The sequence below is a fragment of the Peristeroidobacter soli genome (genome assembly GCF_004138485.1).
In the GTDB taxonomy this organism is placed as follows: Bacteria; Pseudomonadota; Gammaproteobacteria; order Steroidobacterales; family Steroidobacteraceae; genus Steroidobacter; species Steroidobacter soli.
The window spans coordinates 902,098-916,640 of record NZ_RYEV01000004.1; the positions used below are offsets into that span (position 1 = coordinate 902,098).

At 62.7% G+C, this 14,543-nt stretch carries 11 protein-coding genes; 2 read left to right on the plus strand and 9 right to left on the minus strand.

Going from position 1 to position 14,543, the window contains the following annotated elements; all coding sequences use genetic code 11:
• Positions 1 to 34: 34 nt before the first annotated feature.
• The 7 genes from EKO19_RS19580 to EKO19_RS19610 all read right to left on the minus strand — a co-directional run bounded on the left by EKO19_RS19580 (position 35) and on the right by EKO19_RS19610 (position 11,348).
• Positions 35 to 2,647 (minus strand): TonB-dependent receptor, encoded by a 2,613-nt coding sequence (locus EKO19_RS19580; protein WP_129778124.1) that lies wholly within the window; start codon positions 2,645 to 2,647, stop codon positions 35 to 37.
• 87 nt (positions 2,648 to 2,734) lie between these two features.
• Positions 2,735 to 3,808, minus strand: coding sequence for a FecR family protein (locus EKO19_RS19585; protein ID WP_129778125.1), 1,074 nt, complete (start codon positions 3,806 to 3,808; stop codon positions 2,735 to 2,737).
• Positions 3,795 to 4,379, minus strand: a complete 585-nt coding sequence (locus EKO19_RS19590; RefSeq protein WP_129778126.1) for an RNA polymerase sigma factor — start codon at positions 4,377 to 4,379, stop codon at positions 3,795 to 3,797. Before EKO19_RS19590 ends, EKO19_RS19585 begins: the two co-directional genes overlap by 14 nt.
• 86 nt (positions 4,380 to 4,465) lie before the next feature.
• The gene (locus EKO19_RS19595; protein ID WP_129778127.1) at positions 4,466 to 6,514 is read right to left on the minus strand and encodes a M13 family metallopeptidase; all 2,049 of its coding nucleotides are present in this window, start codon (positions 6,512 to 6,514) and stop codon (positions 4,466 to 4,468) included.
• Between the two features lie 235 nt (positions 6,515 to 6,749).
• Positions 6,750 to 9,776 (minus strand): TonB-dependent receptor, encoded by a 3,027-nt coding sequence (locus EKO19_RS19600; RefSeq protein WP_129778128.1) that lies wholly within the window; start codon positions 9,774 to 9,776, stop codon positions 6,750 to 6,752.
• A gap of 70 nt (positions 9,777 to 9,846) precedes the next feature.
• Positions 9,847 to 10,833, minus strand: a complete 987-nt coding sequence (locus tag EKO19_RS19605) for a FecR family protein (protein WP_129778129.1) — start codon at positions 10,831 to 10,833, stop codon at positions 9,847 to 9,849.
• Positions 10,830 to 11,348 carry an RNA polymerase sigma factor gene (locus EKO19_RS19610; protein ID WP_129778130.1) on the minus strand — a complete coding sequence of 173 codons (519 nt, stop codon included), beginning with the start codon at positions 11,346 to 11,348 and terminating at the stop codon, positions 10,830 to 10,832. The genes EKO19_RS19605 and EKO19_RS19610 overlap by 4 nt, the downstream gene beginning before the upstream one ends.
• 147 nt (positions 11,349 to 11,495) lie before the next feature.
• Between EKO19_RS19610 and EKO19_RS19615 the strand changes: the two genes are divergently transcribed.
• Complete coding sequence (locus tag EKO19_RS19615; protein ID WP_129778131.1) at positions 11,496 to 11,777, plus strand: hypothetical protein; 282 nt, start codon at positions 11,496 to 11,498, stop codon at positions 11,775 to 11,777.
• Between the two features lie 9 nt (positions 11,778 to 11,786).
• Here the strand turns inward: EKO19_RS19615 and EKO19_RS19620 are convergent, their stop codons facing one another.
• Together EKO19_RS19620 and EKO19_RS19625 are read right to left on the minus strand one after the other, a co-directional pair.
• Complete coding sequence (locus tag EKO19_RS19620; protein WP_157995343.1) at positions 11,787 to 12,599, minus strand: LuxR C-terminal-related transcriptional regulator; 813 nt, start codon at positions 12,597 to 12,599, stop codon at positions 11,787 to 11,789.
• Positions 12,600 to 12,822: 223 nt separating this feature from the next.
• A complete protein-coding gene (locus tag EKO19_RS19625) occupies positions 12,823 to 13,605 on the minus strand; it encodes a response regulator transcription factor (protein ID WP_175597116.1) in 783 nt (260 codons plus the stop codon).
• Positions 13,606 to 13,812: 207 nt separating this feature from the next.
• Between EKO19_RS19625 and EKO19_RS19630 the strand changes: the two genes are divergently transcribed.
• The gene (locus tag EKO19_RS19630) at positions 13,813 to 14,439 is read left to right on the plus strand and encodes an OmpH/Skp family outer membrane protein (RefSeq protein WP_157995344.1); all 627 of its coding nucleotides are present in this window, start codon (positions 13,813 to 13,815) and stop codon (positions 14,437 to 14,439) included.
• Positions 14,440 to 14,543: the final 104 nt, after the last annotated feature.

Consider the following 14,543-nt stretch of genomic DNA (forward strand, 5'->3'; position numbering starts at 1 on the left):
CGTTGCCGCGCGAGCCCGAGGTTCGAATCGACGGTTACTTGAAACGCTTGGTCAGCTCGACCGCGATGAAGCGATTGCGAGGCGACGCGTTGGCGGGATCGAACCCATAGATGCCGAAGCCCACATTGCTCAGGGTCTTGGGCGGGTTCTTGTCGAGCAGATTGAAGGCCGACAGGCGCAGTCCCAGGGTATCCATGTCGTACGCGAGGTTCAGATCGATCGTGGTCCACGAGCTGATGTGCGCCGAACCCGCCGTGTCGTCGATGCGATAGTCGTCCTGATAGTTCAAGTACAGATTGGCGGTCACCGCGGCGACGCGATATCCCACCCGCCCCCGCAATTTCAGATCGATCGGGTTGTAGAGCGAGTTCATTTTGTTGACCAGCGGCGTGTTGGACGCGGCGCGCTGGTCGTACGTCAGCAAGTAAGTGGCATCGAGCCCGAGCGACAAGTAGCCCGCGCCGGCATCGGCGCCATAGTTCACCACGAAATCCAGGCCGCTGACGTAGGTCTCGCTCAAGTTACGCAGCACGCCGGCCACGTTGATGATCTGCGCCTGGTACGGATCGGCCAACTGATTCAACGAGTACAGGCTGGCCAGCAGATCGGCGATCTGACCCTGCGAGGGATTGAAGATCACCGTGCCCGATGGAAACAGACTGGGATTGTTGAACGCCTGATTCGGCGCGTCGTACGCGTTGTTGGTCACCGGCACCGGCGTGGTCGCGAGTCGGTTGGAAAACTCGATGTCGAACCAGTTGACCGAGAACGACACGTCGTGACGGCCCCAGCGATCGTTGAAATCCAGCCCCGCGGTCCAGGCCTTGGAGGTCTCCGCTTCGAGATCCTTGCCAGTGCCGAACACAGTCAATGCAACGACATCCGCGATGGACGGATCGCCCGGCGTGAGATTGAATATGCCGTTCGTGTAGGAAGTCCGCGCCGACAAGGCGCCGAGGTCCACCGCGCCCACGCGGCCCAACGGCGGCGGATTGAATGAGGTGCTGTAAGAGCCGCGCAGTTTCAGCGATTCCACCGGTTGCCACAGCACACCGACTTTCTCGTTGGTGGTCGAGCCAAAGTCGTCGTAGTCATCGCGGCGGCCCGAGACATTCAGTTCCAGGCGTTGCACGCCCGGCAGCGCGTTGGCGGGACCGATCACCGGCACCAATGCTTCGCCATAGAACGCGTTGGCTCGACGATCGGCATCCCGATCCGTCACACCGCTGATGACGTTGGTGTTGCTGAAGCCTTCTTCGCGATAGTGACCGCCCAACGCCAGCATCAACTGGCCGCCCGGCAAGGTGAGCACGGGGCCCGAGGCTCTGAGATCCGTGGTCCAGATATCGGATTCGATCTTGCGCTTGCGTGGCCCCGTCGTGCCGGTCGTGTCCGTCTCGCCATTCACGTAGCTGTAGGCGCCGGACAGATCCACGTACCACGAACCGCCCACGCGCCAGGACAGATCGATCGAGCTGTTCAAGTTCTCCGAGGTCGGCTCGGAGTGAAATCGATTCGCCGCCGGGTTGTAGAAGTTCTGGACGGCTTTGCGTTCGGAATAGACGATGCTGCTCGATAGTTTCAGATCGTCGGTCAGCTGCTGGGCGCCCGACGCGAGCACGCTGTTACGTCGCTGTGCCGGCATCAGGTCGTTCGGCAGAGGCGCGCCACGCGAGAAATCGCGATCCGCCGCGCTCAATGCGCCCTGATCGAAATACTCATACACGAGCAATGCGTTGCCGCTGTCCCAGCTCGTACCCGCCGTGATGCTGGCGCGATATTCGTCCTGATCGCCCTCGGTCACGGTGCCATAGCGCAGGCTGGCTTCGATGCCGTCGTATTTATCACGCAGGATGAAGTTCACGACGCCGGAAACGGCATCACCGCCATAGATTGACGAGGCGCCATCGGAGAGCACTTCCACTCGCTCGATTGCCGAGGCCGGAATCATCGAGATATCGACGAAGTCACCGATGCCTGACGATGGTGCGATTCGCTGACCGTTGAGCAACACCAGTGTGCTGCCCGAGCCCAGGCCACGCAGATTCACGCCTGTGCCGGCAGTGCCGGAGGTCGCGCCATTGAAGCTTGCGTTGTCGTCGCCGGGCGCGCCCCATGAGAGTGTTTCCGTGGAGCCGCCACCGAAATTCTGCGGCAAGCGATTGACGAATTCCTGAGCGGTCGACGCGCCCGAGGCGATGATGTCTTCGCGGCCATAGATTCGCACCGGCGAGCTTTCGGCCGCCGCGCCACGAATGTTCGATCCGGTGACGACGATCTCATCGAGAACGACCGGCCGGTCGCCGAGCGCGGCGGTCGGCTCCTTTGGCGTCGTTTGTTCGCGCACCGGGGCGATCAACATGGCGCCGGTCTCATCGATGCTCAACTTGAGCGGCGTGCCTTCGAGCAGCCTGGTCACCGCGTCCTGCAGGGACAGATTGCCGTGGATGCCCCGGGTGCTGAAACCTTTCAGCTGCTCCGGGTTGTACATGAGCTCGGCACCGGATTGCTTGGCGAGCGCTTCGAGCGCTGTAACCAACTCACCCGCGGGAATGTCGAGACGCCCCGGCTCGGCGGCGTGCGCGCTCAACACGGTGGAACAGGCAAGGAACAGCGCGATGGATCGTGGCAGTACGGACTTCAACATTTCATCCTCCCCAGGGCGGCTCTGATAGGTCGGCCGCTATCTACCGGGACGAATGAATTCGACAAAGCCACCGGTGCGCGTCGTCGATCAATGCGCTTCGGGCTCGATCGACAACACGTCGTCGCGTCGCTCGATACGAACCGGATAGCCCTGTTCCAGCAACCGTGCGAAGCCATCGACATTGGTGGCTCGGAAGTTGCCACCGATGCGCAAGGTTGCCAGCGAAGGATCGCCGATCACGAGTTGTCGTGTGTTGTAACGATTGAATTCGGTGACGGCCTCGGCCAGCGCACGATCTCTAAAGACCAGATAGCCGGAGCGCCAGCTCAGATATTCCTCAGCCTCCGGCAGGGGCTTCTGTTGTACCAGGACGCCGGCGGGGCTCGCCGTCGCGACGTTGCCAGCGGCGAGCTGTGTCGGTGGCGCCGAAGCCGCGCGATTGTCTTCGACACGCACGCGCCCTTCCGTGACGACCACATGAACATCGTCGCCCTCACGTCGCACTGAGAATTTAGTGCCGACCGCAATGACCCGCTTGTTGCCGGCGCTGACGACGAACGGCCGGGTCGCGTCCTTCGCGACTTCGAAGAACGCTTCGCCGCGCTCGATATCCACGTGGCGTTCGGTATCGGAGAGGACGATTCGAATGCGGCTGTCGGTATTGAGCGTGACGTTCGAGCCGTCCGCTATCGGCACGCGCGCGACGCCGCCGACCGGCGTGTGATACGACGGGCCGGCGGGCCAAAGAAACCAGCCAATCGTCAGCACGCTCAGCAGCGCGCATGCCGCCATCGCCTGCCAACGCGGCGCTCGGCTTCGCCTCGCCGCTGGAGCAGATTGACCCGAGCCGCTCGCATCGGCTGTCGGCCGCACCGGCGACGCATCGCTCGCCGCCGCTGCCGTCGACGCGGCATCGAAAAACGGCGTCAACTGCCACTCTCCGGTCCCCGGCACCGTCCCACTCGGCAAGCCCGCCCCCAACGCCTTCAGTCGCCCCGCCTCCTGCCAGGCTGCATTGACTCGAATGAACGCCACACGATTCCGCGTCGACGCCTGCAACCATTCGTTGAACGACGACTCATCGGCGTCGGTCCAGCCTTCGCCGACGCGCCTCGCGAGCCAAACCGCCGCGGTTTTTTCACTATCGTTATTGCTGTCCATGCTCGTACTCACGCTGCTTCGACTCGTCCTCCGGTGGCTTGGTCGGGGCGCTCCGGCCCTGCATGCCGCCAAACAGAAAGTTCGCGAGCAGTTCCATGCCGCGTGCCAGATGTTTCTCGATGGTGCCGTGATTGACGCCCATGCGGTCGGCCGTGTCGCGCGTCGAGAGCTCTTCGACCCGGCGCAGCCAGACGACCTCGCGGCACTTCGGCGGCAAAGAGTCGAATGCATGCGCCATCCGCTGCAACTCCTGGCGGGCGCCGGTGCGGCGTTCGGGAGAGGCTTCATCGACGAGCAGGTTCAAGGCGTCGATATCGCCGGTGGCCTCGATGGAGACGATGCGTCCCCGGCGCACCCGATCCGTCATGAGATTGCGGGCGGTCGTGAACAGGAAGGCTTTGGGTGCCGCCGGCCGCGCTCTCAGGGCCGACTCATAAACGCGCACATAGATGTCCTGGCGGAGGTCGTGGACCTCATCCGGCTTGGGCCAGGAGCGCGCCAGGTAGCGCACCAATGACTCCTCGTGCACGAGAATCTCGCGCGCGAACCAAGTGTCCAGGGAGTCATCCATACCCCGGTGACATTACAACCAATGCTCACCGGGGGCAGGACTTTATTTTCGCGGGGAGACTGGGGGGACGGGGCGCCCCGCTCGTCTCACCAGATCTTCACGCGCTGGTCGGGCGGCAGGTACAGCTTGTCCGTGGGCTTGATGTCGAACGCCTGGTACCACTCATCCATGTTACGCACCGCTCCGTTCACGCGGAACTTCGAGGGGCTGTGTGGATCCGACAACACCTGCACACGCAGCGCCTCGTCGCGGTACTTGGCACGCCAGATCTGCGCCCACGACAGGAAGAAGCGTTGCTCGCCCGTGAGCCCGTCGATGACCGGTGCCGGCTTGCCGTGCAACGACAGCTTGTACGCATGCAAGGACATGCTGAGCCCGCCCAGATCGCCGATGTTCTCGCCGATGGTGATCGCACCGTTGACGTTCAATCCCGGCAGCGCTTCGAACGACGAATACTGCGCGATCAGCTTCTTGGTCTGTTCGGTAAACGCGGCGGCGTCCGCCTCGGTCCACCAGTCCTCGAGACTGCCGTCGGCGGCGAACTTGCGGCCCTGGTCGTCGAAGCCGTGGCCGATCTCGTGTCCGATCACCGCACCGATGCCACCGTAATTCACCGCGTCGTCCGCGTTCGGATCGAAGAACGGCGGCTGCAGGATGGCGGCCGGGAAGACGATCTCGTTGTTCAGCGGATTGTAGTAAGCGTTCACCCGCTGCGGCGTCATGTACCACTCATTGCGATCGACAGGCTGATCGAGCCGCGCGATGTCCCGCCGCCAATCCCACAGCTGCGCACGCTTGATGTTGCCGATCACGTCGCCGCGACGGACCTCGAGACCTGAGTAGTCCTTCCATTCATCGGGATAACCGATCTTGGTCACGAACGTGCCGAGCTTCTCGAGCGCACGCTTGCGGGTGTCGTCGCCGAGCCAGCTCGACTGCTCCAATCGCTCTTTCAACGACGCGCGCAGGTTCGCGACCAGCGCCTGCATCTTCGCTTTCGACTCGGGCGGAAAGTGTTTCTCGACGTACATGCGCCCGACCAGCTCACCGACGCCTTTGTTCGCCTCGGCGATCGCGCGCTTCCAACGATCGCGCTGTACCGGCTGGCCTCTGACGACCTTGCCGTTGAACGCGAACTGCGCGTCGTCGAATCGCTTGGGCAGATAGGCGGCCTGATTGTTCAGCGTGTGAAACGTGAGGTAGGCCTGCAACGTATCCAGCGAAGCGCGATTGACGAGTTGAGCCGCGTCGCGAATGGCGGTCGTGGGGCCCAACACGAAGTTCTCACGCGTCGGGATTTCCTTCGCTTGCAAATAAGCCTGCCAATCGAAGCCCGGCGCATAGGCCAGCAGCTGCGCCTTGGTGTAAGGATTGTAGGTGGCGTCCGCGTCGCGCAGCCGCTCGATGGGCCAGTAAACCTGAGCGAGCGATGTTTCGAATGCGAGGATCGCCTTGGCCTTGGCCGCCGCATCGCTCACGCCGCCGAGCGTCAGCATCTGTTCGATATAGGCGAGATACTGCCCGCGCACTTCCTTCAGCTTGGCATCGTCCTTCAAATAATAGTCGCGATTGGGCAAGCCCAGACCCGACTGGCCGATCTCCAGCGAATACTTGTCGGGACGCTTCGCATCGGGTGTGGCGAAGATCTTGAACACCGACGGCATGCCCGTGGTGCCGAACAAAGTGGCGATGTCCTTCTTGTCCTTCGCGGCCTGGATGCGCGACAGATCCGCCGCGATGGGCTCGAGCCCCGCCTTCTCGATGCCGGCCTCATCCATGAAGCTCGCGTAATAGTCCCCCACCTGCTGAGACGCCGAACCTTGCGCGCCGGGCGCGGCGACGGCGGCCTCGATCAACGAGCGCAACTGAACTTCGATGTCGTCGGCGATTTTCACGAACGGGCCGTAGGACGTGCGGTCCTCCGGAATCTGGAAGCTCGACAGCCATTTGCCGCCGGCATGGGCGAAGAAATCGTCGCCGGCCGGCACGGCCGGATCGGCCGCCGAGCGGTCCAGACCGAACGCACCGATGGCGGGCTTGGGCGCGGACTGGTTGGGACCCTCGCTGACACCACAGGCGGCAACGAGAACGGCGGCGGGCAGCAGTGCCAGCCAGTGCTTGCTGATCTGAACCATCGAGGCTATGGATCCTTTCGAGGAGGAAGGGCGGGTTTGAGCAAGGCGGCGTCCCTGCCGCCCGTGCTACAGGCCGGGCCGTCGCAGCGGCCCGGCCTTTGTCGGTCGCGGAGGGGGAAACCAACGCGATGACGACGACTGGTAAGACGATCCACGCCCCAAAACCCCTACCCAGCGCGCGAATCGACTTCGCTCTATAGAGCGGCTGGCGCGCGAAAATGGTTACCCGCGAGGCTCAAAAATTCTTCTTGACGCTGAGCCAGTAACGCGCCAGACGCGCGTCGCCAAAGGTGCTGTAGTAGCCGACGGTGAACAGATTGGCGTCGAACGGCGGTTCCTGGTCGAACAGATTCTTCACGCCCAGCGTGATCTGGGTGCCGTCGAGCAGCGACGATCGAGCGGCGAAGCGATAGGCGGCGAACACATCGTGATACATCTGGCTCGACACGCGCCCGCCCCGTCCCTGCCGCTGATTGACCGCAGCAGTGGTGCCAGCCGTGTATGAATCGAAGTAACGAGCGGTCCACCCGGCGGACCAGTTGCCCAGGCTCCAGTTGACGCCGCCATTGGCCTTCAACTTGGGTGGATTCGAGCTGGTGACGCCGACATAGTCGAGCATCGCGCCCTGCGGCGTGAACTGCTGCAGAAAGTGGGTCTGCCGCGTGGCCAGGATGAAAGGCGCGAAGCGGCCGAACGCGCTGTCGAACTCATAGTCGATCTGCAAGTCGTACGCTTCCACTTCGGCCTTCGCGACGTTGAGCAACGTCGCATCGATGGCGGTGATCGGCCCGGCCCAGCCCGCCGGATCGTCGGGCAGATTCGGGCCACGCGTCACCCGCTCCGGAAAGAAGTTGAGAATCGTGTCGGTCGACGGCGCGGAGATGTTGTTGGTCTTGCGAATCTTGGTGTAGTCGAGCGACAGGCGCAGGCCGGGCACGAAGGCCGGCGTGAAAATCGCACCCAATGACCAGCTCTCGGAATCTTCCGGCTTCAGGTCGGGATTGCCGCCCGACGTATAAATAAGTGTGCCCGCGACGGTATTCCCCCGCAGCGGATCGACACCGCCGGAACTCACGATCGGCGCCGAGGGAACCACCTGCCCCACGCCTGGTGGCAAGAACCCCGTGCCGTAGCTCATGCGCAGCGTGAGATCGTGAAGTGGCTGATACAACAGCGCGATCGTGGGATCGGTCGATGCCACGTCGTTGGTATGGCGCACGATCGGTGCGGTAGGCATGCCGTCGGCGCCCAACGCGACTCGCGCCGTCGAACCGCGAATCGTGTAATCGTCACGGCGCACCGCCAGCTGCAACTCCAGCGCTTCGATGCCGGTCATTCGATTGCGCGACGAGACCCAAGGCAGACGCAACTCGGCATACGCACTACGCACCGACTGCGAGCGGCTTGGATACAAAAATGCAGTGAACGTACCGCCCACTCCGGCAGCATTGAGACCGTTTCCCAGCAGTTCCTCTCGATACTCGCCGAGTACCGTCAGCTGCATGTTGCCGCCGGGCAGCTCCCACAACGGCCCCGCGAAACGCAGACTGGTGTCACGCAAAGTCACATCGTAATGCCCCGTGCCCGGCGGCCCGTCGTACAAGTACGAGGCGACGTTGATGCCGGCATCGCGAAACACGTCGATGGTGCCGGCATTCACTGCCGCCGCGAGCGTCGTGGGCAGCCCGGCAAAGACATTCAGAAAGTCGAGCTCGGAGCGGGCCCAGGTGTAATCGAGCCCGGCCACCCAGTTGCGCGGCAGTTTATAAATCAAGCCGCCGGACAGACCGCGCGTCTCGGTTTCGGATCTCAAGGTGAGCAACTTCGACGTGAGCGGCACCTGCACCAGGATGTCTTGTTGAAACGGATTCGCAGGCGCGGCCGCCGGCAGCCTGAAACTGGTCAGCGTCTGGCCGACCGTGGCATCCATCAGGAATGTCGCGACACTCTGCGAAGCACTCGCCTGAGCGAACAAGCTCAGGTGGTCGGTCACTTCCTGCCGCACCGTCAACGACAGCGATTTGAGCTGCGGGTCCTGTCCCATGCGAGTCTCGTTGCCGCCGATCGTATGCACGGTGTCAGGCGGCGCGATGTTATAGCTACCGGCCTGTGCGGCGAGCGCCGCGCCACCGTCGGAAGCAACTCCTGCATAGCCGACGGGAACATGGGTGATCGACGAGTTGAGCGGGGTGCCGTTGTCGAGCACCAGACTGGAGCCATTGGCGCTGCGAATGTTCGTGGTCGAACCGAGCACCGGCACACCGCTCGCGTCCAGCGCGCCGTAGTTATTGTTTGTGTTGGCGAGAATGGCCGCGCGGCCGCGTTCCCAATAACGATACTCGCCGTAGCGCGGCTGCTCGCCTTCCATGTAGCTGCCCGCGATCAGCACGTTGGTCTTGCCATTCATCAAGTTGAAGCCAGCGGCGGCATCCACTCGTTGATTGGGTGCGTCGGCGGAAAAGCTGTCTTCGTACTTCACGCCGATCTCGGCGCCTTGGTAATCACGACGCATGATCACGTTGATGACACCGCCGGTCGCGCTGCCGCCGTAGATGCCGGACGCCGTCGTGGGCAGCACTTCGATACGCTCGATGGCCGCGAGCGGAATGCCGTTGAGATCGGATTGCGCCGAGTCGCCAAAGTTGGGAAAGCCCGGCTGACGGCGGCCATCGACCAGAATCAGCGTCTGCGAAGCGCCCAGGCCACGCAGGTTGATCTGCGAATTGTTGGCGAAGGAGCCCAGCGCCGACTGACTGAGGGTCGCGGCCTGCGAGTTCATGGTCAGGCGCGATTTGAGAAAGTCCTCGACGCTGCCCGCGCCCGAATGCTCGATCTGACTCTGATCGAAAATCGTATAGGGCTGCGGATCGTCGCGGCTGCGCCGGATGTCCATGTTCAGCACGCGCGAGCCGGTGACGAGCACTTCGGGAATGCCTCTCACGTCCGCGCCGGTGCGCTCTGCAAACACCATCACGGTGCGCTCGTCGATGAAGCGCAGCTTCAATCCGGTGCCCGTCAGCAGGCGCTCGAACGCTGCCTGCGTGGTGAATTCGCCCTTGATCGCCGGAGCGTTGAGTCCCTCGACCAGCGGCGGATCGAACAGAACATTGATGCTCGCCTGGCTGCCTACGCTACGAAGCGAGACGGCGAGCGATTGTGACGGCAGATCGAATTGTGTCGTCGCCTGAGCTTCCGCGGCGGACGCATTCAAACAAATGACTTGCGCCGCGAGCGCGGCGCCCCACCAGAATCGTTGTTGCATCTTGATTTCGCCAGTGATCCTACGCGCCCCATACGCGAGGTTCTTGGCTTTTTAGACGCGACGATTCCACTCAATCCTCATCAGAAACTTTCGCGGCCGCTGCGATCACGATACGACGCGACTCATTGATCACGTGCAACCGGTACACCTCACCGACCGCGCGCGCGAAGCTTGCCGAATCTCCGGCACGGAAGATGCCGCTGATCGGGATGCCCGCGACCCTCTCATCGTCGATGACCAGCTCGATCGCACTGTATCGATTCATCTCCGCCACCGCATCGCCGAGCCGGGTCTTGTCCAGAATCACTTCGCCCCGTCGCCACGCGGTCACCGCTTCGATCGGCGGCTGATCGAGCCGCGGCGTTTCCGCCTTCGCGACTCTGAGGCGTTGACCTGGCATCAACACCGTCTTCTCCCTGGGGCCGGCGGTCTCAACGGCCGGCGTCACCGCGACCTTGCCTTCGATCAAGGTCACCGTCACCTGTTGCTCCTGGCGCCGAACGACAAAGGAGGTGCCCAGTGCGACCACCTGCTGATCGCCCGCCGTCACGATGAAGGGCCGCTCCGGATTCCTGGCGACATCGAACAGCGCCTCGCCGCTGTCCAGCCGGACGCGGCGCTCGGTGACACTCTCATCCACGCGCAGTCGCGTACTCGTGTTCAACAGGATTCTGGAACCATCCTCCAGGGTCAGCAGTCGCTGCTCGCCCACGCTGGTCGTGACCGCCGGGCTCCACAGGTAGGCGAACACGCCAGCGATCAACATCACCATCGCAGCTGCCGCAGCCACGCCTGACCAGACGAATCGGCGTCGCGGTCGCGCGTCGAAACGATCCACTCGCCGTGGCGAAGCGGCCGCAAAGACACTGCCACCAATGTCCCAAGCCTCGGTGGCCAACTCGAAAGCACGCGCATTGACGGGATCGGCCGCCAGCCAGCGCCGCAAGCCCGCCTGCAACTCTTGTGACTGACTCGCGCCGTGCAGCCTCGCCACCCACGCCGCAGCCTCCGCTCGCACGGCAGCCGGCATTGGCGCTTGCGATGATTCCGTGTTCATAACCGTTCCATTGCATCCATGATCGAAAGCACCGCTCTGGCGATGTGTTTTTCCACCGCGCTCACACTGATCTCGAAGTGCGCGGCGATGTAAGCGCAGCTGTAACCCTCGACCCGGTGCATGTAGAAGATCTCGCGCGTTCTCGGGCCCAGCTCATCCAACACCGTCGATACCTTTGCCAGGCGCTGCGCGGCCGCCAGCTCCTGCTCCGGCGAAGGGCGCAGATCGACCAGCACCAGATTGTCGATCGACTCGTCCGCGTACAGCTCGCGGTGCTCCTTGCGATGCAGGTCGATCGACAGATTGAGCACGGTGCGACTGAGGAAAGCGCTGCGCTTCTGCACCTCCTCGTTCTGGCAATACACGTGCAGCCGGAGGAACGCCTCTTGAATCAGATCGTCGGCATCGTCACGGTTGCGCCCCTGCCGCCGCAGGAGACTGCGCAGCTGACGGATGCATTGCTTGAAGCCTTCCATGCCGCCAAGATGCATGGAAATCGCCGGTTTTACCAGCACTTACGAGTTGCTGAGGATTTGCGCCCGCGGCCCGTCTAACCCATCCGGCCTAAGTCCTTGGGCCTGGGCCGAAGGGCCCTACAAACAAATGCGACGAGGTTGGCGCCTACAATAAAGAAACATTCAGTCTACAAAACGGATCATTTCATGACTGCCCGGCACGCGCGCTCACGAACCTTTGTTTCTTCATCGATCCTGCTGTCGCTGACGCTGTGCCCGCTCAACACCGGTGAGACGGTCGGCGTATGCATGGCGACCGCGACGGGCGAAGCGCCCATTGGCGCGGTCTTCACACCGACCAATGCTTATCTCACCACGAACGATGTATACATCCGACGCTGTCCGATCCGTGCGGATGGCACGCTGGACCCGTGTATCGACACGACGGATCCGCATTTCAATTCGACGTACGGCATCACTCTGCAGTGACGCGCCATCCTAGCGGCTCGGAATCTCCACGCTGGCGTGGCGCGAGCCCGCATCGCTCATCCAGCCGCGCAGCAGCTCGGCCCGATTCGAGCTCCACTGCTGTGCCGGCGCGCCGCCGACACGCTGGCGCAGGTGAGCGACCAGCCGGTTGCGCGTCGGCATCTGCATCATTCGCAACAGGCCGGAGACATAGTTCTTCACCGTACCCACGCTCAATTGCAGCCGGATCGCGATTTCCTTGTTGGAGGCGCCGCCCGCGAGTAGATCGAGAATTGCCTGCTGACGCCCGGTGAGCTCGCCCGGCGAACGCTTCGCGGTCGATTCCGGCTCGCCGGCGGCCGCGCGCCCGTTCAGCAGCGTTGCGAATTGCGGCGGCAGATAGACGCCACCCGCTATCATCAACTCGATGGCGATCGCGACGATCGATAGGGGTGTCCGGCGTGGAATCACCCCGGCCGCGCCTCGCTCGAGCGCATCACACAGCAATCGCGGAGAGTTGCCCACCGACAGCAGGCCCAGCGGCACTTCGGGAAAGCGCTGGCGCAGACAGTCGATGTTCTCACACGGCCCGCCGTTGACACTGCCACTGAGGCGCACGTCGATCAGGATCAGGCCCATCCTGGCATCAGTCACCGTGAGCGCCGCTTCGACGCTTTCGATCGTCACGAACTCGAAACGCGAGCCGACGTTTTCCCGCAGCCCGACCGTCAAACCGACCTTGATCAGTTCGTCGTCCTCGACCAGCAGAATCCGTTCCGATCCTGTCGATTCCGTTGGCGGATCCCGAGCGACCGTCGAGGAGTTGTCCGTACCATCCATCATTGCCTCGCGTCTGGAACGAATCAGTTTGCCCGGCGCAGTTAAGTACATTACGGCAACAACGTGCGTCCGAATTTTCCGCATCGCCCAAACGCTAATTCCCGCGGAGCGCACTGCAGTACGTAGCAAACATACAAATGTTACTTCTGGCACGTGACGAATGACGCAGGGCTGACGGGCTGCGGCAGACCGGTCATCAATGAATGAGCCTGAGATCTGCGCGAATCTAATGACTCTCGCGCGATATTTTGGGGTCACGCCGCTGCAAGGCTTGCAATCTTCCGCGCGTGGTCGCGTGTGCAAGCTTTAGCAATCCAGAAACATAATTCTTCACCGTCCCCACGCGCAGGCCCAGGCGCACGGCGATGTCCTTGTTGGACGCGCCCATCAACAATTGTTCCAACACCGCGCGTTGCCGGACAGTGAGCTCCGTATCCGCAAGCGCTGCCAAGGGAGTTCCGCTCGAATACGGGCTACCGGCGGCACCGCCCAGCGTGGCAATCAGGCTCGGAGGCAGGTACAGACCGCCATGACGCATCAGGTCGATAGCGGCCAGCAACAGCTTGGGCGACGTGCGTTTGCTGATGAATCCGGCGGCGCCCGCGGCGATGGCTTGCAGTACTGCGCTATCCGATTCGTCGGCTGAGAAGATACCGACCGGCACGTCCGGCGCTTCGCGTTTCAACGATTCCAGCGCATCCTGGCAAGCCTCGGGGCCGCCACCCGCCGCCGCCAGCTGCGCATCCAATAACACCAGTTCGACCCGCCGATCGAGCATGCCGAGCGCCTCCCGCAACGAGCGCGCGAACGACAGCTCATACGTGGCCATCCTCGCGCTGGTGCTCACCGCCCAGCGCAAGCCGGCGACGATGGTTTCGTGATCTTCGATCACCAGGACCTGGCCGTACTCGCCAGGGCCCGTCGAATCCTCCTCTGGGTCGCTCAGTTCACGCATGTTGGCGCAGAAGAAACCATGCCGCGCGATCGAGTCATAGATCTCTCTTGGCACTTCTCTTTCGATGGCCTCATGCCCGAAGGCACGGGATCTACCTAGGTTGCGGTGAGTTTCCTGGGCATCGCACCGCATGACCAAAGTCATGCGCGATGACACGCCGCCGTCATGCCCGCAGGCCCAAAGACATCTGTTCCGAGGTTGCCTTGCGCCCTAGGGTGCCAAACGAATGTTTGCTATCGCCGAATGCGCAAAGGAGCCGTGATGTATAAGTCCCTGTGTCATTTCCCGTACGTGCTCACCCTCAGTCTGGTCTCGACCGCGGTGCTGGCAGCCGATCCCGCTCCAGCAATCTCCGCCACCGCCACGCCCGAAGGACTCGGCGGCCCGGCCATTCCAGGGGCCTGCCTGCTGTCGCGCGAAGCGGTACTCACCAACGCGAAAGTCGGCCAGGCGGCCACCGCCCGCTTGCAGGAGCTCACCAATCAAGCTCAGGAACAAGTCAACGCCGAGCGCCAGCCCATCGACAAGGAGATCGAAGCGCTGAAAGTGCAAGCGAAGAAACTGAGCGCCGACGAGGCCCGCAACCGCGAGCAGTCGCTGGCCGCGAAGCTCGAACCGATTCGCGTGCGCGCCGATCAGCTGTCCCGTGAGATCGAAGCCACGCGCGTCAAGGTCGTGGAACGCATCAGCATGGAAGCGCAACCCATCATCGCCACTGTCTACAAGGAAAAAGGCTGCGGTCTGCTGATCGATCGCAATATCGTGCTCGGGGGCAATTTCTCCAACGATCTCACCGCGGCCATCGTCAGCAAGCTGGATCAGAAGATCACCACCATCAGTTTCGATCGCGAAGTGCTGCCGGCGAAGACCGCCAGCGCCACGCCCTGACCAAGGTCATCGTGCAACTGCGAATGTGCCCCATGTCACTCTCCATCCGGCATCTGTTGCTGTCTATCAAAACAGCTTTAGCTGCCGTCGAGGACGGAGGATGG